The 21820-nt window shown below is 44.0% G+C and carries 22 protein-coding genes and 1 pseudogene; 2 read left to right on the top strand and 21 right to left on the bottom strand.

The features are described 5' to 3' along the window. Positions 1–58: 58 nt before the first annotated feature. The 9 genes and pseudogenes from ACFVS2_RS04470 to ACFVS2_RS04430 form a co-directional block, all read right to left on the bottom strand. Complete coding sequence (locus ACFVS2_RS04470) at positions 59–190, bottom strand: FDLD family class I lanthipeptide (protein ID WP_390231450.1); 132 nt, start codon at positions 188–190, stop codon at positions 59–61. A 265-nt stretch (positions 191–455) separates the two neighbouring features. Next, positions 456–1892, bottom strand: coding sequence for a sensor histidine kinase (locus tag ACFVS2_RS04465; protein ID WP_390231447.1), 1437 nt, complete (start codon positions 1890–1892; stop codon positions 456–458). Further along, positions 1893–2546: a response regulator transcription factor gene (locus tag ACFVS2_RS04460; protein ID WP_173617542.1), complete on the bottom strand. Its 654-nt coding sequence runs from the start codon at positions 2544–2546 to the stop codon at positions 1893–1895. It lies immediately after the preceding gene. A 91-nt stretch (positions 2547–2637) separates the two neighbouring features. Next, on the bottom strand, positions 2638–3432 hold the full coding sequence (locus ACFVS2_RS04455) for a hypothetical protein (RefSeq protein ID WP_390231443.1): 795 nt from the start codon (positions 3430–3432) through the stop codon (positions 2638–2640). Positions 3433–3758: 326 nt separating this feature from the next. Further along, positions 3759–5948, bottom strand: a complete 2190-nt coding sequence (gene katG / locus ACFVS2_RS04450; RefSeq protein WP_390231440.1) for a catalase/peroxidase HPI — start codon at positions 5946–5948, stop codon at positions 3759–3761. Between the two features lie 279 nt (positions 5949–6227). Next, positions 6228–6503, bottom strand: a complete 276-nt coding sequence (locus tag ACFVS2_RS04445) for a hypothetical protein (protein WP_390231438.1) — start codon at positions 6501–6503, stop codon at positions 6228–6230. 90 nt (positions 6504–6593) lie between these two features. Continuing rightward, a complete protein-coding gene (locus tag ACFVS2_RS04440) occupies positions 6594–7346 on the bottom strand; it encodes a GNAT family N-acetyltransferase (protein ID WP_390231436.1) in 753 nt (250 codons plus the stop codon). Between the two features lie 134 nt (positions 7347–7480). Continuing rightward, positions 7481–8494, bottom strand: coding sequence for an alpha/beta hydrolase family protein (locus ACFVS2_RS04435; RefSeq protein ID WP_390231434.1), 1014 nt, complete (start codon positions 8492–8494; stop codon positions 7481–7483). A 295-nt stretch (positions 8495–8789) separates the two neighbouring features. Further along, positions 8790–9386, bottom strand: a pseudogene (locus tag ACFVS2_RS04430) (class I SAM-dependent methyltransferase). A 198-nt stretch (positions 9387–9584) separates the two neighbouring features. Here ACFVS2_RS04430 and ACFVS2_RS04425 point away from each other — a divergent pair. After that, entirely contained in the window at positions 9585–10376 is a 792-nt protein-coding gene (locus ACFVS2_RS04425; protein ID WP_390231431.1) for a MerR family transcriptional regulator, read from the top strand. Further along, positions 10373–10993 carry a GNAT family N-acetyltransferase gene (locus tag ACFVS2_RS04420; protein ID WP_390231428.1) on the top strand — a complete coding sequence of 207 codons (621 nt, stop codon included), beginning with the start codon at positions 10373–10375 and terminating at the stop codon, positions 10991–10993. Before ACFVS2_RS04425 ends, ACFVS2_RS04420 begins: the two co-directional genes overlap by 4 nt. 133 nt (positions 10994–11126) lie before the next feature. Here the strand turns inward: ACFVS2_RS04420 and ACFVS2_RS04415 are convergent, their stop codons facing one another. From ACFVS2_RS04415 to ACFVS2_RS04360, 12 genes are all read right to left on the bottom strand, one after another. Then, on the bottom strand, positions 11127–12182 hold the full coding sequence (locus tag ACFVS2_RS04415) for an NAD(P)/FAD-dependent oxidoreductase (protein WP_390231425.1): 1056 nt from the start codon (positions 12180–12182) through the stop codon (positions 11127–11129). Between the two features lie 90 nt (positions 12183–12272). Then, entirely contained in the window at positions 12273–13505 is a 1233-nt protein-coding gene (pepT, locus tag ACFVS2_RS04410; RefSeq protein ID WP_390231422.1) for a peptidase T, read from the bottom strand. Between the two features lie 241 nt (positions 13506–13746). After that, positions 13747–14061, bottom strand: a complete 315-nt coding sequence (locus ACFVS2_RS04405; protein WP_173617552.1) for an ArsR/SmtB family transcription factor — start codon at positions 14059–14061, stop codon at positions 13747–13749. 14 nt (positions 14062–14075) lie between these two features. After that, entirely contained in the window at positions 14076–14204 is a 129-nt protein-coding gene (locus ACFVS2_RS04400) for a hypothetical protein (protein WP_390231419.1), read from the bottom strand. Positions 14205–14217: 13 nt separating this feature from the next. Continuing rightward, positions 14218–14703: an SRPBCC family protein gene (locus ACFVS2_RS04395; protein WP_390231416.1), complete on the bottom strand. Its 486-nt coding sequence runs from the start codon at positions 14701–14703 to the stop codon at positions 14218–14220. 200 nt (positions 14704–14903) lie between these two features. Then, a complete protein-coding gene (locus tag ACFVS2_RS04390) occupies positions 14904–15470 on the bottom strand; it encodes a dihydrofolate reductase family protein (protein ID WP_390231413.1) in 567 nt (188 codons plus the stop codon). A gap of 240 nt (positions 15471–15710) precedes the next feature. Next, positions 15711–16553 carry a diaminopimelate epimerase gene (gene dapF, locus ACFVS2_RS04385; protein ID WP_390231410.1) on the bottom strand — a complete coding sequence of 281 codons (843 nt, stop codon included), beginning with the start codon at positions 16551–16553 and terminating at the stop codon, positions 15711–15713. A gap of 67 nt (positions 16554–16620) precedes the next feature. Further along, positions 16621–17604: an ABC transporter ATP-binding protein gene (locus ACFVS2_RS04380; protein WP_390231407.1), complete on the bottom strand. Its 984-nt coding sequence runs from the start codon at positions 17602–17604 to the stop codon at positions 16621–16623. After that, a complete protein-coding gene (locus tag ACFVS2_RS04375; RefSeq protein ID WP_390231404.1) occupies positions 17601–18596 on the bottom strand; it encodes an ABC transporter ATP-binding protein in 996 nt (331 codons plus the stop codon). Before ACFVS2_RS04375 ends, ACFVS2_RS04380 begins: the two co-directional genes overlap by 4 nt. A gap of 36 nt (positions 18597–18632) precedes the next feature. Next, a complete protein-coding gene (locus tag ACFVS2_RS04370) occupies positions 18633–19517 on the bottom strand; it encodes an ABC transporter permease (RefSeq protein WP_173617558.1) in 885 nt (294 codons plus the stop codon). A gap of 1 nt (position 19518) precedes the next feature. Further along, positions 19519–20457 (bottom strand): nickel ABC transporter permease, encoded by a 939-nt coding sequence (gene nikB / locus ACFVS2_RS04365; RefSeq protein WP_390231400.1) that lies wholly within the window; start codon positions 20455–20457, stop codon positions 19519–19521. A gap of 46 nt (positions 20458–20503) precedes the next feature. After that, on the bottom strand, positions 20504–21805 hold the full coding sequence (locus ACFVS2_RS04360; protein ID WP_390231397.1) for a serine hydrolase domain-containing protein: 1302 nt from the start codon (positions 21803–21805) through the stop codon (positions 20504–20506). Between the last annotated feature and the right edge of the window lie 15 nt (positions 21806–21820).

Below are 21820 nucleotides of genomic sequence, written 5' to 3'. Positions count from 1 at the left end.
GTGAGACTATAAAGGAAGAACATCGCTTATCGCGATGCTCCTCCAGCGTCAAACTAAATTAGCAGCAGTTGCTTTCGCACCAAGTAGTTGAGCAGAATGTAGTGCAAATGAGGTCGCTCAATACTGAATCTGATTGTGCTTGATTTACCTCTTTTACTTGAACATCCAAATCAAACAGATCTTTTTGCATTTTTTGTTCCTCCTCTAATTTTTTTGTTCGTAGCCAGAACTTCACGCGCGTCTGTTAGTGCTTGGTTACGATCACAAATCAATAATAGAATAGAAATAATTTCCAGTAAAGGATAATTTTAATAATCTTTATAGTTTTTTTACATTTTTATCCATATTGATTTTTTAAACAGAAAAAACCATTTCTCATTGAAAACTCTAATGAAAAATGGCTAGTTTCTCGTAACAAAGAAGTTGTCTCTAGAATTTACACTCGCTCCCGGGTGTTAACAATTAAAAACCAATTGGATAATTGTACCTTCACCGAGCTTACTTTCTATTCTTATTTCAGCGTCATGAATTTTAGCTATCTCCTTACATAATGAAAGCCCGAGCCCGAGGCCTCCTCCATTCGCTCTCGATCTCGATTTGTCGGACATAAAGAATGGCTCAAAGACTTTTGTTATGTCGTCATCAGGAATACCGATCCCTGTATCTTTCACTTCAAGAATGATTTTTGACTCCGTATCTCTGTATGAACGTACAAGTATTTTATCGTTGTTCTTCGATGCTTTAATCGCATTGTCTATCAGGTTTGCAAGTAAAATTTTCATCAAATCCTTATCCATTAAAACACTCAGATGCTCCGTCGATATTTCCAGATCCATATTCTTTATGTTCAGCTTTGGAATAAAGGAATGTTTGATTTCCACAAAAAGTTCGTCAAGTTTTCCCTTTTTTAACTCAAAATCTTCTTCTCGCAAAACAATGAGCTCCATAAGCTTAAATGTCAGTTTCTCTAGCCGCTTTCCTTCTTCATAGATAAAGCTTAATGAGTTGATATAAGTCTCTTCATCATGTTTATTCGTTCGTAAATAATCCGCATAGCCTATGATCGAAGTTAAAGGAGTCCGAAGTTCATGTACCAGGTTATCGATAAACCTTTGCTTGTCTTCTGAAGTTTTTTTAAGCTGGTTTACTTTATCTTCTACATCAGCGGCCATCAAATTGAAATTTTCCGCTAACAACCCGATTTCATCATTCGATTTCACCTTTACTCTTTCGCTGAAATTCCCGCCTGCAATTATTCTTGTTGACTGGATCAGTTTATTAATCGGTTTTACGATAAACATGCTCATGATTATGGTAACAATGACCAAAATTGCTGAAACAAGAGCATTTAACTTGATTAAAAGGCTTAATAAGTCTTCTCTATTTTCATAAACACTCGAAATATCTTTCACATAAGAAAGCTTATAGTGATTATTTTCCAAATAAATATTCTTAGCTATAAATAAGTAAGTCTTTTCCCCTAGATCCCGTATGATGTAATTTACTTTATCGGATGGGATGTTTAATTCTTCTCGATTAGTAAGAGTAATCTTATTGTTTTTAAAATGACTAAAAACAACTTTGTTACTTTCATCTATTACATCCAAATACACATCTTGTTCTCCGAGGTTGTCCAAGTACGTACGAATCATGGAATCTATGTTTGGTTTGCCAACTCCTTCAGCATCCGGGTTTGAAGATTTTTGAACTTTAAGTAGATATAGATTTGATTCTAAAGAGTTAGCAAATCGATCCTGTTCACTTATCCCGGAACGGATCTCCATATTGAGATTGAGTTCAAAGCTGCTATTAATCAGGTAAATGGATGCTGGTACAAAAAAGATCTCAAATATGATTAATGTACATAAAAATATCCTCTGCCAAAATTTCATTTATTCCTCCAGCCTATACCCCAATTTAAATACTGTTTTAATTTCATCTTTCCATCCCAGCTTTTTTCTTAGCTTTTGTATATGATTGTCTATCGTCCGAGTTTCGCCAATGTAGTCATATCCCCAAATTTTTTCTATGATTTTTTCCCTCGTTAATACGATGTTTTTATTTTGTACTAAAAACACCAATAACTCGAACTCTTTCAAGGTAAGCTCAATCATTTCACCGTTCTTTTTCACCTGCATTTCTTGCAAGTATACTTCTGTGTCTTTAAAATTTATGATGTTGCTTTTTTTATTGTAATGCCTTAATACATTTTCAATTCTGGCCAGTAATTCAATCCCTTCAAAGGGTTTCGTCATATAGTCATCTACTCCCGCTTTTAATCCATACACCTTATCCGCAACTGAACTTTTCGCAGTTAAAAAAATGACAGGTATCCCTAAAGGTTTTATTTTTTCAAATAAAGTAAATCCATCAACTTTTGGAAGCATGACATCCAAAAGTATGAGATCAAAACGATCGCTTTCAATTACACTCAGGGCTTCCTCTCCATTAAAAACGATTGAACTCTCATAATTAGCGGTATTTAAATTCAATTTTATTAAATTTGCTACTGCGATATCATCTTCTACAACTAAAATTTTTATCATCTGTTTTTACCTCATTCCTTTTGTAACGGTTAGATGGAGTAAGTGCCATTTTGGGCACTTACTCCATCTAACCAGTCCTACAAAATCAATTTTAATTCACTTTCAGTTCTCTGAAATTCTCACGGTAATCTTTTTCTTCGGAAGGTAGAGGGATTAGTCTGTCATAATTAATCTCATATCTAGATACTGAATAATTCTTCAGACTAATTGTCATATCTACATCTCTTCCATCTTCCAGGTTGCAAAGAACACGTACAGTTCCGGAACTAGCATTCTTACTAACCTTCATCGTATTTTCCTTAACATTTTTCTGTTGTTTATCAAAAAAGTTGATAACCGCAGATTTAACTTTCTCATCATCGATTGTTGTCTCTGAGCTTTGAGCTTCATTAGTGAAAGCAGTTAAAGAAACAATTTCACCTGTTTTTTCATTTATGACAATCTGATTTGAAGCGGCCATGGGCTGGTTTAAGTCTTCAGCACGAACAAACTGTACAACGATAACATCTGCCGTATCTTTTTTGGCGTTTTCTTTTAATACAGCTGCATCTTCTTTTGAATATAAATCCATAAAGAACTTAAAGTTATCTTGGTTGTTCGTTCGATTTACACGCGCCTCACCAAAAGATTTCGCGTCAAGCCCCATATAGTCATTTAGAGCTTTGGTTGCCATTTTTACCGCTTCTTCATCACTAATCTTTCCATTTGCTACTTTGACTACATCATTTGTAGTGGTTTGATTTGTGCCATTTCCTTCTTTGCTTGCCAACGTTACGACTTTGTTTTTAGTAGAATTAATTGCGTTATCGCTTGCAAATACAGCTGCTGTAGCACCGCCTACAATTGTTAGTGCCATTGACAAAACGAGAATATTTTTTTTGTTCATGGTAATGCCTCCTGAAATTTTTTGTTTTTGGTTTGGGCACGAAACCCTTGTTACAGTTAATAGAATATAGCGTTCATATGTTAAAAGTATCTTTCAGTTGTCTCCAAGTTGTAAATTCTATAAAAACCATTTCGTTCGTTGTCACAGGGAAGATTGAAAACCACCTGGAGGCTTGCTTCAGATGGTTTTCAAGAGCGGGTTTCACATTCCTACCATTGAATGAGATTAGAACATCGTAACCGATTCAATTTCTAATATTACTATAGAAAAGAAAAGCAAAGAACAGTATCCAACAACAAATACTGTTCTTTGCTTTACATTTCAGATTATGCTTTTTTAAGATCGAAACGATCTGCATTCATTACCTTCACCCATGCAGTAATGAAGTCACTCACAAACTTTTCTTTGTTATCGTCTTGCGCATAAACTTCTGCAATGGCACGCAGAACAGAGTTTGATCCGAACACGAGGTCAACAGCAGTCGCTGTACGCATGACTTCACCGGTTTTGCCATCACGTCCTTCAAATACACCGCCGTCTACAGGCTTCCACTGTACGCCCATGTCTAGCAAGTTAACGAAGAAGTCGTTCGTGAGTGTACCTACGCGATCCGTGAATACACCGTGTTGTGTGCCACCGTGGTTTGTACCGATAACACGCATACCGCCAACGAGTGCAGTCATTTCTGGAGCAGTAAGATTTAGTAGCTGTGCCTTGTCTATCAGGAGTTCCGCAGGACTGACACGATATTGCTTCTTCTGGTAGTTCCGGAAACCATCAGCGATTGGCTCGAGTACGTCGAAGCTTTCTGCATCGGTTTGCTCTTGTGTTGCATCGCCACGTCCAGGAGCAAATGGAACCGTTACATCAAAGCCAGCATCTAGTGCAGCTTTTTCTACTGCGGCACTACCGCCGAGTACAATCAAATCGGCCATGCTGACTTTTTTAGCAAAGTCCTCTTGAATGACTCCCAGGATCGTAAGCACCTTTTCAAGTTTTTTCGGCTCATTCACTTCCCACTCCTTCTGTGGAGCAAGACGGATGCGAGCACCATTAGCGCCACCACGCATATCCGAGCCACGGAAGGTACAAGCGGAAGCCCAAGCCGTTGTTACCAGCTCACTAACGGTAAGGCCAGAGTCTAAGATCCTTGTTTTCAGCTCTGCTACATCTGCATCTGTCAAATCATAATCAGCAGCGGGTATAGGATCTTGCCAAATAAAATCTTCTGCTGGAACTTCTGGACCTAAATATCTTGAGCGAGGCCCCATGTCGCGGTGTGTGAGTTTGAACCATGCACTTGCAAATGCATCTGCAAACTCCTCTGGATTCTCATAGTAACGACGAGAAATCTTTTCGTATGCGGGATCCATACGCAAGGCCATATCCGCAGTGGTCATCATCGTTGGAACACGAACGGATGCATCTTCTGCATCTGGTGCAAGATGCTCATCAGCAGGATTTACAGCAATCCACTGGTGGGCACCTGCCGGGCTCTTAGTCAGCTCCCATTCATATCCGAACAGTAGTTCAAAGAAACCATTATCCCATTGTGTTGGATTCGCAGTCCAGGCACCTTCTATACCGCTGCTGATGGTGTCGCGACCTTTACCGGAACCGTGTGTGCTCTGCCATCCTAAGCCCATTGTTTCCAAAGGAGCAGCTTCCGGCTCTGGGCCTACAAGAGCAGCATCTCCTGCACCGTGAGCCTTCCCAAATGTATGGCCGCCTGCCACGAGTGCAACGGTTTCTTCATCGTTCATTCCCATGCGTTTGAAGGTTTCGCGAATGTCGCGAGCACTGGCAAGCGGATCTGGATTCCCGTTCGGACCTTCTGGGTTCACATAAATCAGACCCATTTGAACAGCAGCAAGCGGATTCTCGAGCTCACGATCGCCGGAGTAACGCTTATCGCCTAGCCATTCCTTTTCAGCGCCCCAGTAAATATCTTCTTCTGGATGCCAAACATCCGCGCGTCCGCCCCCAAAACCGCTTGTCTTCCCACCCATGGATTCAATAGCAGCATTACCTGCTAGAATGTACAAGTCTGCCCAAGAGATCTTGTTGCCATATTTTTGCTTGATCGGCCATAGAAGTCGACGAGCTTTATCAAGGTTGGCATTGTCTGGCCAGCTGTTAAGTGGAGCAAAACGCTGTGTGCCGGTTCCAGCACCTCCACGTCCGTCTGCTGTACGATATGTACCAGCGGAGTGCCAAGCCATACGGATAAATAATGGCCCGTAATGTCCGTAGTCGGCAGGCCACCAATCTTGGCTGTTTGTCATTAGATCATAAAGATCCTGTTTTAAAGCCTGGTAGTCCAACTTTTGGAACTCTTCTGCATAATTGAACTCTTCGCCCATAGGGTTAGATTTTCTGTCATGCTGATGCAGGATGTTCAAGTTCAACTGGTTGGGCCACCAGTGTTTGTTCGACGTAGCACTAGGGTTGTGATTCGTAGTGCTACCGTGCGAAAACGGGCACTTTCCAGTGTTAGCGGTTGCCATAGAGTCCATTTGTCCCTCTCCCGTCATTTAAATTAAGTATTACATAATAATACTTCTAATTAATTTATATAGCAGTTAACAAGAGAAATCAACATCTTTTTGTTTTTTCCTCCTGAGGATTAAAATATATGAACTCTTTCATTTCCGAAAGGTTGATTCTAACCTATGCATGGACCGTGTAGATTATGATCTTGTCAAACTCCATTGTTCGCCTTCTATTCGATCCATCACAAAAAGCCCACTATTATCCGCGTAACGGAATGTGTGGGCTTTTTGGGCGTAACTGGCTTACTTGATTGTTACTTGAAATTCCGAGCCTGGAGCACCGGTGAATACCATTGTTCCGCTCTTCGGCAGAGTCACTTTGTTGTTCCCACTGACGATGGAATAGTTGAGAGGGTATTTTCCTTCCTCATCATATACCGCGAAAGCCCCCTCCTTTGGTAGCTTGACCGTCATCGTTTTGCCTATTGCTTCTGCCGCGATTTTCTCCAATCCTTGGCCATCCGCAATCGCAGGGGCGACGCTTGCAGCCGTTGCTCCGGTTGGTGCCATCACAGTCAAAGCAAGTAAGCCCCCATTTTCTTCATGATAATGTCTCTGCCATCTGTGCAAATGAATGATTCAATCAATATGAGACGAGACATGGGACTCTCATTCCATGCAGTCGGGAGAAATCACTTCCCACTTTCCAAACAGCGTGAAACCCGCTGCTTTCGCCAAAGCCGTAGACGTATGGTTATCGATTTGGCATCGATACTGCGGTTCGTATCCCTGACCATAGGCGTAGTTGCAGATGGAGCGCACCACTTTGCGGGCGTGACCTTTTCCTCTAAAGGATGTCAGCGTCAGTACCCCAAGATCCGCAATTTGCGCTTCCTCCTCCCATGGATACATACTGGCAGCGCTGACTAAGCGATTTAGCTCAAAAGAACCGAACACCGCCCAATGATCCAATTCCACATAAGCGTCATCCAAATCTTGTTCCGAGGCGGAGAATGCGAACTCGGAGAAAACCGCCTCATCATGCACGGTTAACCGGCGTAAGTCACCTTCGAGGTTTTCTTGCAGCAATACGTTCTTATCGGCTTTTGAAAAATAAAAAAGATAGTCTGCGCCATGCAGTGTGACGCCCGCTTCATTCAATTTCTGGCGAAAGATCGACTCAGACAAGGATTGTCGTGGAGAGAGGCCTATCTTATCAGCCAGCGCAGGCGTCAAGACCGCCATAACACGTCCGTCGGAGGTTTCCAACACCATGACCCGACTATCTTCGTCAAGTGCAGGGTTTATAGCAACAGTAAAAGATTCATTGCTATAGAGGACGTCACCGTTCAAAAATTGCTCCCGCCAAAAGTCAGTGATCGTTTGTGAAAATACAGGCGCACTTCTTACTGGATTTGTCATTATGTTCACTTCCTTATACGTTAGACTTATGTGAAGCACATTCTATACCCTGATATAGTGTCAAGGTCAACAACAAAACACCATTGGAATGCATCACCTTCATTGTTTAGACTCATTGAACAATTCTTCCGCCATTATGTATGCTTCGGAAGTTTCTTTAGAAATTGATCGATTGCATCCATATAACCCGGTATCGTAATTTGTCTGGGAGCGAAAAGACTAATGAGGACTGCACGTATATTTGAATTAGCCGTTTGCTTGCTTAACATGGAGTGATCAGCGTCAGGGAAGACCGATACGGTCAGTAGCTCAGGTTTTACGATATCGCGATATACCCTTTCTGTATCCTTCACATCGACATGTATATCTTCTTCCCCTAGAATCAGAAGCACAGGCGAATTGAAATTTCGAAGGTCATCAGTGGCATCTGACAAGAAATTTTTGCTCACAAATGTCCATCTTTCTTTTGACATCAAATTATTTTCGCGAGCGGTTTTTACATACTCCTCATAGGAGACCTGTTTTTCCAAAAGGGTGAGTACTTTCAAGTCATACGCCTCTTTGTCTTGAATTTCCGCTTCTGAGTACCCGTCTATCACCATTTTTTTGCGTGTATGGTATTGCCCTTGACTTACCCAATTAATGGCGGGCGATAGAAGAAGGCTGAATGCGAGCGGTTCCTTCTTGGCGAGTTTTGGAATGACCCATCCTGCCTGGCTTGCTCCCCAAACCCCAATCTGTTTCTCGTCAATCATTGGCTGCTCTTTTGCCCAAGCAATAGCCTCACGCGCTTCTTCCACGCGGTCATCTATACTCTGATGTAACCAATTGCCCTCGGAACCGTTCATTCCTCTCTTATTAAGGGACAAGGAGGCGTAACCAAGAGAGGCTAACCGCTCCCATAGCGGCTTATAGCCATCATCATGCGTGGCATCAATAGGTCCATCACCATGTATAAACAAGACTAAGCCCAATTTGTTCGTGTAGTTTTTAGGCAGTACGAACGTACCGGTCAATTTGCCTTCAGATGTCTGGATTTCAACGGCTTGCTCAATCATATCAAAGCTGTTTTGCTCCAATATGTATAGTCCTGCACCGCCAAATAGCAGGACGATAATCATCATGGAAATCATTATTTTCTTTTTCATCTACCCTTCTCCTCTTGAAAAGATTTCATAGTGAATATCTCCAACCATACACCTTAGGTCAGACCTAAGCTCAAGTAATATTAGAAGAAGTCATTATAGGCATATTAAGTCTTCGAAAGGTGTGACAAGTTATCTTTGCTCCCGCCTGAATGGTCAGATGATTGTAACTTGAGCTTAGAAAGAGGTTTTTGAGTTGATAACATTTAAAATGCAAGATTTGTGTGGACGGTACGGTACTTGGTAAGAAGCTGCGGATTGAAGAAAATTGGGATAAAGAGATTGGGGCAGATACCCATCATTTTCTTACTACCAGTTGAATGACATGGGCTAATCCGGTGTGCGCCTTTCCTGCCACACGCTCTTGTTCGCCATAGAAGAAATGGATCACCTCATGACCTTTGCACCAAGCAAGAATTTCTTTTGGATCATAAAGCATGTCAAGTTCCTGGGGGCCGCCTGTACCATACTTTAATTGTTCCTCCGAAAATACCTCAAGCATGAGAATTCCTTTGGGCTTTATTGCCTTTTTCATTTTATTCAGAACCATCGTCTGAGCATTTTTATGAAAATGTCCATATACCATAATCGCGGTATCATACTCTTCGCTCGGCACATCCTCTTCCAAAAGGTCTATTTTTTGGGTTTGTACGTCAACGGAATGCTTCCGAGCCAGTTTTTTCGTTTTTTACAATCCGCTCTCCGCATAGTCAATGGCTGTCACTTCAAGATTTCTTTTTGCTAAAAAAACTGCATTCCGGCCTTCACCCTCTGCAAACGCGATCACTTTTTGACCTTGTTCTAATCGAAAAGCTTGTTGTTGAATAAAAACGTTAGGTTCTTCCCCATAATAATATTCTTCCGAATGAAAGCGCTCATTCCAAATATTCGCCATACTCATCGGCCTCCTGTCATTAAAATCCATTGTAGATTTATTATATCTACAATATCTCCAAAGACATGGATGTGTCAATATCCCGTGGTATCGAGAGCATCTAAAAAAGAGTCTACCTTTGAACGTACCTCTTGACCTTAGGTCTGACCTAAGGTGTATGGTTAAGATATTCTACCACATCCCAAGGGAGTAACATTTATGAAGAGTGAAATCACCATTAGCGAATTAGCTAAGCTTATGAATGTGTCTGTTCATCAGATTCGTTATTTTGAAGAGAAAGGGGTTCTTCTACCTGCTTACTTAGATAACAATCAGTATCGAATGTATAGCATGGATCAAGTTTACCAGCTAGCCCATATTCTGTTGCTTCGCAAATTGGGAGTGCCTGTCCAGTCGATTAAAGAATGCATGACTTCCTATTCTGCTGATCAATACGGGCAGCTACTCAATCGTTCTTTGAGAGAAATAAATAAAGAGTTGCTTCGCCTTCAAGAGCTTCAGCAATTCATAACAAAGGTTTTGCATGAACAAAAGAATTTTCAATCTCACACGAATCCCTACCAAATAAAGTGGCGCGAAACCACTTATTTGGCACGGTGGATGGAAATGAGTTCACAAATGACGCTTAACGCCAAACTGTTGGCTGAACAGGCCAAGTCTGTCCCGAACTTGTTCGAATCGGACATTCATTTTATCGAGGATGGTTCCAGTACCCTTACGTTATACACGGAAACAGAAGCGCCTGGCGATTTTTCAATACCCAGCGGCAACTATCTGTCTACCCAGAGGCTGGTCCATGAAGAGGATGAGCTTGAACAAGTGATTGAACAGTTTTACGCCTATGCCGCAGCCCAGTCTCATGTTATACAGGGACCCTTGATTCTCATTGAAAGATCTTACTTATCCCTATTTAGTCAAAGCCAGCTGCATTATGAACTACAAGCTATGATCGAACCGACTACCCATTCCGAAAGGGGAAACCGATCATGACTGTATCACCAATTACGATAGAACCTATGCATTCTATGTTCAATCAACAGATTGGTCAACTTCTTGTTCACGGGTTTCGTGGAAAATTCCAAACCCTTACGAAGCTCAATGATGGCGATCTCGCCCTTTTTTTCGAAAAGTTATTTGATCATGTTCCTTCAGATCCTGCAAGTCAACGAATGGTCGCGCTACAAGAGGGAGAAGTTATCGGGACGATATCCATCAAGTGGAAGACCGAATCTACTAGCATGAAAACATTTCCTGGATGGAAGAACTTCCATCGTTTTGGAAAATGGAATCTCCTGAAAATGCTCATCGGGTTATCTTTCTTAGACCATAAACCAGAGGCTGGAGAATGTTATATTACAGACGTTGTTGTCCATCCGGATCATCAAGGCAAAGGAATTGGAAACCTGCTATTGCAGTGGGCGCAGAATTTCGCACAAACACAACCTAGCCTAGACAAGTTAAGCTTGTACGTCGCAGGCAAAAACCCCCGGGCAGAGCAGCTTTACCAGCGATTAGCGTTCCATACGCAATTGCGAGAAAGCAACTTCCTATCACAAATTTTATTCAAAGAGAAAAAATGGAGTTACATGGTGATGAGATTAAAATAACTCATGACAAAGGGCGAATCGTCTCTACTAGACATCCGCCCTTTGCTCGCTAGCTTCCTCTTTCATTCTCCGTATTTCTTACATATATCTGGCTGTTCGCGAAGGTAATCTCTGAACGAAAGGTGTCTTTCAATTAATCTATTTCACGAGAAAATCGGATTAGTCGACAGCACTCTAATTCTTTCATCTGTACGTTGTTTATTATCTCCTTCGCAGCTAAGCGGCTAATGATGGGAGCTAGTGTAACAGCTGAATGCATAACGGTCAGATAAAGACCCTTTACTTGGTCATGAAATCCCACAATGGGGTAACCGTCTTCAGGCATGGGTCGCAAGCCTACTGTGATGCTTTCCAGCTCCAACTTTTCTCCTCCTTTTAAATTGTGCCGTAGAATTTCAAACGCCCGCTTTCCAACTGCCTCTGGTCCATTTTGTTCAGACTCATCGATATAATCTTCCGCTGCTAGTAACGTATCATCGGTTAGTTGTCTCGCTTCAAACATAGAATTGGAAACTAAGGTGTGGATCAGCTTTTCTTTCGATTTCATTCGGATCAGTATAGAAGGCGAAGGAGCGACAGGAACATCGAAGCCTACTGGCTTACAGAGTTCGGATATAGCTGTGCCAGTTGCTAATACAATCACATCTGATTCTATAAAACCATGGGAGGTGTTTACCCCAACAACCTTAGAACCCTCTGTGATTATTTGCATCAATTTTGTATCAAACAGTATGTTCGCTCCATTTTCTTCTGCTTTTTTCACTAAAAGTTTTGTAGTCAAAATTGGATCTAGTGCGCCTTCTTCGTTCGCATAATAAGCTTCCTCGGGGTATTCCTTTAAATTCGGTTCTAATTCTATGATTTGCTGCCGTTTTAATGGTTGTTTACGAGACTCGTCATAATCTGTAGGGGTTTCCCAAGTCAGTGATCCATCCCATTTTATTTCTAGATCAGGTATCTCTTTTTCTAATTCATGATATTCGGCTATCGATGCATCATACAAATGTCGAAATTTTTCTAATACCCGGCCCGATGGATTAATCCAAGCGAAAGATTTATTAGTGACTTCACATGCAGCAGTTGAATTCGTCTCTAGTAAAGTGACATTCTGATTCTGCTTTGATAAATAATAGGCCATGGATGCACCAACAATACCAGCACCAACCACTACAATTTTTTGTTTCTTCATCGTGAGAGCCCCCTCCTGATAACATCCCCTATGCAATTGCTACCCCTAGGACATCCACGTAAAAATGCTACACATGAAGGATAGCCGTCTTCAGGATCTTTGCTCATACAGCTTAACAATCTCGATGATGGTTTTTACAGCCTTCACCATATTGTCAACGGAAACATACTCGAACCGCCCGTGGTAGTTTTCTCCACCTGTGAATATATTCGGTGTTGGCAACCCCATGTAGGATAGCTGGGAGCCATCCGTGCCACCGCGAATCGGCTGAATAATCGGCACGATTCCGAGGTTTTCTAGTGCTTGTGTAGCGATGTCCACTACTTCCATTACAGGCTCAATCTTTTCCCGCATATTGAAGTATTCGTCTTTGATTTCGAGCTCAATTCGCTTCTCTCCGTATTTTTTCTGTAATTCTTCCACAATACGAGTCAGTTCGGACTTTCGTTCCTGAAACCGATTACAATCGTGATCCCGGATCAAATAACGAAGCTGAGTTTGTTCGACGTCACCTTGAATGGAAGACAGATGATAGAAGCCTTCGTAACCCTCCGTCTCCTCAGGAGTTTCATTAGCTGGCAGCCTTCCATGCAGCTCCATGGCTATTTTAGCAGCGTTGACCATTTTACCTTTGGCTGAGCCGGGGTGAACATTCTTCCCTTTACAGGTAATGACGGCTGATGCAGCATTAAAGCTCTCGTACTCGATCCCGCCAAGAGGGCCACCATCCATCGTGTAGGCATATACTGCGTCGAAGGCGGACACATCAAACTTGTCTGGGCCTCTGCCGATTTCTTCATCAGGGGTAAAAGCTACTCTTACTTTCCCGTGTTTTAGTTCTGGATGTCGAATCAGATAAGCCATAGCGGTCATGATTTCGGCAATACCGGCTTTATCATCCGCGCCAAGTAATGTGGTACCATCTGTCGTGATTAAGGTATGGCCTTTGTAGCCAGCCAGCTCTGAAAACTCGCGCGGCGTAAGGACAATATTCAGTACTTCATTCAAGACAATGTCTTGTCCGTTATAATTTTCAATGACTTGCGGCTTCACGCCAGCGCCGGTAAAATCGGTGGCCGTATCCATATGAGCAAGAAAACCGATTGTTGGAATTACTTTGTCTGTATTGGACGGTAGGGTCGCCATTACATAACCGTTCGAATCCATGGTAACTTCCTGCATCCCTATGGTTTTCAGCTCGTCTACGAGCATTTGGGCAAGCACTAGCTGCCCTGGTGTAGAGGGGCAAGTTTCGCTGTTCTCATCGGATTGTGTATCAACTTGTGCGTAAGAGATGAATCTATTCATGATTTCCGTTTTCATGGTCTTATCTCAACTCCAGTACAATTAGTCAAAAGAGGCAATCTCGAGACAAATTCTACCACGATCCCCGTCTATTCTTCAATCCGTACGCCATATAGAACGATTGAACTCGGTTGTCCATGGTATACAGCCAGTTGTTTTCATGCTTCCAGTTCAAACGAACGGACTGCACAAATAGCCCACTATGCTCTCCGTAACAGGAGGAGTGGGCTATTCAAGGTTTCAAATTGTCTTCGCTTATTTATTCTTCCGTGTGGTCAAGAAATGTCTCAAGCTCATCCAGCTTGCTCGACCAGAAGTGTCGATATGACTCCAGCCATTGATCGACCTCTTGGAGAGGTTCCGGCCGTATCGAATAGATGCTTTTTTGCGCAACCGATCGCACAGTTACCAAACCAGCTTCCCGCATGATTCGCAAATGTTTGGAAACACCCGGTTGACTTAACTGACACTTGTCTACGAGCTCACCAACTGAGCGATCACGGATACGCAGGAAATCAAGCATAGTCCGTCTGTGCGGCTCAGCCAAAATTTCAAATATATTCATGGTTTTCATTGTAATCCCTGCTTTTATTGTTGTAATTTCGTGAAGTTGGCCGTTCTTTTTGCGTACTGCTCTGTCATCGGTATCTCCAAATCATGCCGTGGGACAAATCCATAAGTAAGCCCATGCTCCAAGTAATATTTCAGTAAAGTCAATGCTTCACCCCATTCAACTTAAATTAGAATTAGAAGCATATTTGTCGCGTATTTCCTTCATGCGTTCCCAAGGAAACTGGCGAAACTGTTCATGAAGGACGATATCCAACACATCAAGATGCACATGCCAGCCCGCCAAAAAATCGGGAACAATAGCGGGTCCGTTAAATGTGTGTGTGAGATGTAGAAGGCACCCTTCCCCTTCTTCCTTTAGACTCCATCGCACTATGGAGTGTCCCGATGTTTGCTCTAGCCATGTGTACTCCAACTCGTAAGGGGGATCGACTTTAGTGAAATGGCCATGTACGAGATCTCCATTCTCCCACCGAAATGCAAGTTTGCCGTCCACATTCAAATCCAACTCAGTCTGCACGGTTAGCCATTTGGCAAGTTGCTCTGGGCTCGTGATCGCTCTCCATACTTTTTCTACCGGATGGTTCAAATAACGCTCGAAGCTAACGACACGGCGTCCATCCATCTGTATAATCTTTCCGTCCATACAATCCCTCCGAGACTTCAAATTTACTGTTATTGGTTATTATATTACCATTTGGTTATATAACTGTAAAGTGATGAAATGAATAATGTAACCTCCAGCCCCATAAAAATTGGCTTTGGACTGACTCTGAAAAATAAAACAGCGGCGACTCAAGACCTGAAAATGCAGTCTTGGACTCACCGCTGTTTTGATTGAAATATCTATCCAGTATATGATTTCCCATTCAAATGATAGATGAGTTGCACAACGCCAGAGGAGAACGTTTTTGTATTCACCAAACTCAAATTCAACCTCTGTTTTATATCTATAAACAACGGTTTTCCTTCTCCCAAAATAACAGGGTGAACAGATAATCGAAATTCATCGACAAGCCCTAAATTGATAAAAGTTGTAATAAGACTGGCTCCACCATATAGCCAGATGTCTTTGCCAGGCATGTTCTTTAATTGATTGACTACTTCAAGAATATGATCGTTGATGAATATTGCTTTATGATCAGTCCCTTTTTGTGTCTTGGAAAACACATATTTTTCTTTACTATGAACCAATGCCCAAATCTCTTTTTCCGTATCCGTATGTTCTATTTCTGGCGTAAATTGTCCCCATAAATCATAACTTTTTCTTCCATAAAGAATAGTGTCGATTTGATGTAAGAAATGAACAAACCCCATTTCGTCGTCCATTATGCACCAATCAACTTCCCCATTTTTCCCTTCAATAAAACCATCTAAAGTAACGGCTAAATCTAAAATGATTTTTCGCTTCATAAATAGTTCTCCTTTCGTTGATCTACCACCCATTTTAGACTTTTAAATATGTCATCTTGTGTCTTATTCCTAGTGTAAAAACAGCTCACTTCATTGGCGATAGATGCCATTGAGTGAGCTGTTTTATGAGGTACGGCTATTTCATTATCGTGCTCCATGCAACGAAAGTGGATTTGATGGATTACTTCAAGTATCTTCCCCTGATCGACTGTTCCACATGGATGATATTGTGTGGCGTTCTCATGTCCATGCATCGGGCAACAAATGTCCTTCTGCTACCAGCTTCGAGTTGCCTTCCAAGTAAATGGATTCGGCAGCATAATCTGTGAGATGGTAAGAAATTTTAAGGGGTCCCCCTCGAGTGAGCAGGTTCACAGAGGTGTCTACATGTCCTAAAATACCGGCAATGATTGCTGCAGCAGTCGATCCGGAACCGCACGCGTAGGTCTCTGCCTCTACTCCGCGCTCATAGGTTCTGATGCTAAGCGTTTGCCTATCAATCAGTTCCACAAAATTTACATTCGTACCATTGGGAAACTGCTGCTGATCATTTCTGACCATTCGTCCCCATTCTCTGAGCTGGTCGTCCGCTATCGCGAAAACATTTTCGACAAACCAGACCGTGTGGGGAACTCCGACAACACCGTAATGGTAGACGCCGTTCGGTCCGTCCCACTCATATGGTTGATTCAGCTTCAGCGCTTGCAATTGAACGTCGGGGAACTTGACATTCACGCCGTTCTGATTGAGCTCTGCCTGATAGATGCCGGCCATCGTTTCGAAACTCATCTTCCTCTTGGCTGCTCCGATGTGGTAAGCAAAGCGCGACATGCACCTTGCACCATTGCCGCACATTTCTCCTTCACTGCCATCTGCGTTAAAATACCTCATCTTAAAATCGGCGATGTTGGAGTTCTCCAGCAGCATGAACCCATCCGCACCGATTGAAGTGCCCCGCCTGCATACATTTTGGACAAAGGCTGAAAGCGCAACCTCGTTCAACAGGCCATCGCGATTGTCTACTACAATAAAGTCGTTGCCACAGCCATTCATTTTTTTAAACGGGATCCCAAGATCAAACATTTCACTCCTCCTTTTATCCGATGTACCGTGCAAAAAAGTTCCAGTATTATGGAGCAGTCACCTTGCTTTAAGAAGGATCGATTGCGGGAAATGATTGATAGAGATGACAAGCGACCGATTGCCCTTCTATTTCACACAGCTTTGGCAACTCGACTTTGCATATTTCCATCCTAGAACGGCAGCGCGGATGGAATTTACATCCCTCCGGCGGATTAGACGGAGACGGGAGATCGCCCGTCAACACAATTTGCTCGCGCGTATCATCAGGATCGGTAATGGGTTTGGCTGAAAGCAATGCTTGTGTATAGGGATGCAGCGGTCGGTCAAACAGCTTCTCTTTCTCAGCATACTCGATGATTTCACCTAAATACATGACCGCCACTTTATCGGCAATGTGCTCAACTACGCTCAAATCATGCGAAATGAAGACATAGGTCAAGGAAAATTGTTCTTGCAAATCCTGCAGCAAATTAAGGATTTGCGATTGAATCGACACATCTAGGGCGGAGACTGGCTCATCTGCGATAATCAGCTTGGGCCGAAGAATCAGGGCGCGTGCGATGCCAATTCGTTGTCTTTGCCCTCCGGAAAATTCGTGAGGATAGCGAGATAGATGCTGCTTGCTCATGCCGACAATCTCAATCGTTTCTTCCAGTAGCGCTTGTCGCTGCTCTCGGGGAATACAGTGCGAGATCAGCGGCTCCGTCAAGATGTGCCCGATCGTTAATTTCGGGTTCAATGTTTCAAATGGATTTTGAAAAACCATTTGCATATTTCGCCTTAGTGCACGCATTTCATTTTTGTTCATTTTTCCTATTTCGTTACCTTGAAAACGAATTTCGCCTTGGACCGGATCCAGCAAACGCAGAATACATTTTCCCAATGTAGACTTTCCGCAGCCTGACTCCCCGACAATCCCCAGCGTTTCTCCTTCATAGACACTCACATCAATCCCGTTTAGGGCATGAACATAATGCGGTTGTTGAAGCCACCCTTTTTTCATGCGAAACAGCTTGCGTAGCCCTTTCACTTCCAGGATTGGAGTCGTCATCCACCTACCACCGAGCTTTCCTGTTCATAATCCTTGTCTTGGGTAAATAACCAGCATCGACAAGAAGAATGCTGATCCACTGGTTGGAGCACAGGATTTCGCTCCCAGCACATCGCCATCACTCTATCGCATCGCGGGGCAAACCGGCACCCATTGGGTTTGTTTTCCGGTGTCGGCACACTGCCTTCTATGCTGTGAAGCCTCTTTGCGCGTTTCCTTGGTGTCGATTGGAGCAAACCTACGGTGTAAGGGTGCTTCGGATTGCGCAGCAACGAGCGTACGTCCGCTGTTTCAATCGCTTGTCCCGCATACATCACCATGACGCGGTCGCACACTTCAGCGACCACCCCTAAATCATGCGTAATCATGATCACTGACATGCCAATATCCCTTCTGATTTTTTTGATCAGATTCAAGATTTGCGCTTGAATTGTCACATCCAATGCGGTCGTCGGTTCATCAGCGATCAGTAATGACGGATTGCATGCGATCGCCATGGCAATCATCACCCGCTGCCTCATTCCTCCTGACAAACGGTGCGGGTAATCCCTGTAAATCTCTTCCGCTCGGGAGATGCCCACCAAGGTAAGCAAATCCAGTACCCGTTGCTTTACCGCCGCTTTGTTTTCACCCTCATGCTCGTGCAGTACCTCACTGATTTGTCTGCCGATCTTCAACACCGGATTTAACGAATGCATCGGTTCCTGAAAAATCATCGCCATTTCCTTGCCTCTGAGACTGCGCATCTCGGCTTCACTCATCGCAAGCACTTCTTTCCCGTTGAATCGAATGCTTCCAGTCAAAGTGGCCGTATTGTCCAACAGTCGCATGAGCGAGAGCGAAGTGACGCTCTTGCCGCACCCCGACTCTCCGACAATTCCCAGCGTCTCCCCTTTTTTCACATGTAAATCAAGCTGATCAACAACCGTAATCGTACCCGACTCTTTCGAGAACCGGGTTGTCAGCCCTGTGACTTCCAATACATTGTCCATAAATGGAGTCCCCTCTCCAATCCTCTTATTGCCCTTTTACTTTTGCGTACGAGGATCAAAAATATCACGCAAGGCATCTCCCAGTCGGTTTACTGCCAACACGACAATGGTGATGGCCAATCCCGGGTATGTCGCAAGCCACCAGGCATCGGACAAATAATCTTTTCCTTCGTTCAACATGGTCCCCCATTCGGGAGTCGGCGGCTGCGCGCCCAAGCCGATAAAGCCCAACGCAGCCGTATCGAGAATCGCTCCCCCCACGAACAGTGTCATGTAAACGAACAATACATTCGTAATATTGGGGAGAACCTGGAAAAGAATGATCCACCAACTCGGCGTCCCGATCGATCTGCTGGCTTCCACATATCCAGAAGACATGATCACGAGCGTCGCTGCCCTGATCAGACGAGCAAAGCTGGGAATCGAAGAAATACCGATTGCGATCATCGCATTGGTTTGACTCGGTCCAAGCGCCGCGACAATGGCCAAGGCCAAAATGATCCCCGGCAAGGCGAGCAAAATATCCATAATCCGCATGAGCAGGTGATCAATAAATCCTCCCACATACGCACTGATGACACCAATCATCGTTCCTGCCGATACTGTGATGCCGACCGCCATGACAGCAACCACAAGCGTAACGCGCGTTCCGTATAAAATACGGGAAAACAAATCGCGGCCGATCGCATCCGTTCCGAGAACATGCTTGGCAGACGGGCCTTGCAAAAAGGCTTCGTAATTACTTTCAGTAGGGTCATAAGGAGCGATCCAAGGCCCGACGATTCCGATCGCAGAAATGAGTAAAAGCACCACCAAGCTTAGTTTTGCTGCTCGTTGTTTCTTGATTTTTCCCCAAAAGGCAAGCTTGGGAAAAATCGGGGACTTGGCTTGCGGCGCGACGGTTTTGCTCACCTCATTCAAGTTACCGCCCCTCCTTTTCCGTAATGAGGTCGACACGCGGATCAATCAAACCATAGAGGAGGTCGACCATCATATTTACCAAGACATAGACAAAGCCCATAAGCAGCACAATGCCCTGAATCATCGGAAAATCACGGGCTGAAATCGCACGGATAGCCAATGTGCCGATTCCAGGCCAGTTGAACACTTGTTCGATTATCACCGCCCCGCCCAGCAGAGTCGCGATTTGCAAGCCTACCACCGTAACAACAGGAATCATGACATTGCACAAGGCGTGTCGGAATAGGATGATCGACTCTCTCAATCCCTTGGCCCGTGCCGTTCGAATGTAATCATGGGAAAGCACTTCGACCATACCGGAACGCGTCAGGCGACTGATCATCGCGGAAGATAAAATACCCAAGGTACAAGCAGGCAAAACAAGATCCTTCCATCCCGTACCGCCCGCGATTGGAAACCAGCCTAATTGAACGGAAAAAAACATGATTACGATTAACCCCAGCCAGAAGCTCGGCAGCGATAATCCGATCGAAGCTACCGCCATCAGCATAAAGTCCACGAGCGTATTTTTGTATTTCGCAGCGATAATTCCCATCGCTAAGCCAATCGCGACCGCGATGCCAATCCCAGCGAAGGCTAGCTTGGCCGTTGCCGGAAACCGTTCCATAATTTCCACGATGACAGGTCTTTCTGTTTGTAAGGAAGTCCCGAAATCCCCTTGGATGACTTTTTCCATGTAGGTCAGGTACTGATGAGGAAGGGGCTGATTTAGCCCCATTTGTTCACGTAACTGTTCCACTTGTGCTTTTGTAGCCTTTTCCCCTAACATGATCCGTACCGGATCTCCAGGAATAAAATGAACGAGCGCAAACGAAAAGATGGAAATGCCGAGGAGGACAATCACTCCTGATAGCATCCGATTTAACAAATACTGTTTCATGATTCGTTCACTCCTCTCTTCCAGAATGCGTATTCATTGCTTACGGCTAAACTCGCTTGGGAATTTGGCGATAGGAGCCCATCATGCGAATTACCGTTTGACTTCCGTCTCGTATAAAGCGTACGGTTTGATCCGACCCTTCAACGTTCGTGAGAAAAACGTCTTCGTCGATAGCTTTTAAAGAGAATGAGTCCGAATGATCGACCGTTACGATCAGCGTGCCTGCATCCACGCTTACCTGTAGATGAATTCCTTCCATAGAGCCGTACTCGCCCGCATATTCAAGCAGACAATCTGTCGGGAGGTCATATTCCTTATACGTGACATGCGTTGATTTCGCAGGACGATTCTCGATGCAGTGAAACGTGCCATGTGCCAATGCGGCAGCCGGCGAACCGCTGAGATTGGTGAGCGCCACGGCAGCCAATCCGTTCTCGGGGATGATGCTCATGTAGGCTTGGATCCCTTTCTCTCTGCCGCTATGGCCCAGCATCAAAGCACCGTAGAAATTGGGTGTAATCGCTACACCATACCCGTAATATTGGTTATGTTCGCATCGGAAATAAGGGGTGGTCATCTGCTGCACACTTTCCGTGCGAAGAATTCGTTCCTTGCCAATCAAACCTTTCGTTCGAAACAGCTCGGTGTATCTCATCATGTCGGTGAGCGTTGATTTTAATCCGCCGGATGATTGAAACGGCGGTGTCTCAAATAGCGGTGTCCTATCCTCGTACCCGTGCAACTCCACCAAAGAAAAGCAACTATGCTGCATTCCCGCTGGTTGGAGGATATGCTCCTTCACGTACGTCGAATATGGCTTGCCGCTTGCCCGCTCAACAATTGCTCCCAGTAGCGTATAGCAATCATTGGAATAACTGAACTCCGTACCTGGTGCGCCCAATAAAGTAAATTCCAGTTGTGCCAGATAGGTCATCAATTCCTCATAGGTGTTCATTCCATGCTTGAGTGCTTCATCGACGCAAGATAATGGCGGCAAACCGGAGGAATGGGTTAGAAAGTTGTGAATGGTGATTGCTTCCGTTCCACTTCCCGTTTTCACATGAAACTCTGGCAAAAAGCGGGAAACAGGATCGGCAACCGACAGTTTTCCGGCTTCCTGTAGCTGCATGATCGCAATAGCTGTGAACGATTTCGTAATCGAAGCGATTCCGAATATCGTATCAACTGTCGCTACCTGACATTGCTCGGCATCACGATAGCCGAAGCCTTTGGCATAAACGAGCTGTCCGTTTTTGGCCACTCCTATTGCAGCTCCAGGCACCTTGCTTCCCATCATTGTTTCTCGGACAAACTCCTCATAACTCACGATCCATTCCTGATTGTTCATGACCTGTTCTCCTTG

Origin of the sequence: Brevibacillus sp. NPDC058079 (genome assembly GCF_042885155.1) — a bacterium.
Taxonomy (GTDB): Bacteria; Bacillota; Bacilli; order Brevibacillales; family Brevibacillaceae; genus Brevibacillus.
Note: the sequence above shows the minus strand (reverse complement) of the source record. Positions and strands in the feature narration are given on the sequence as shown.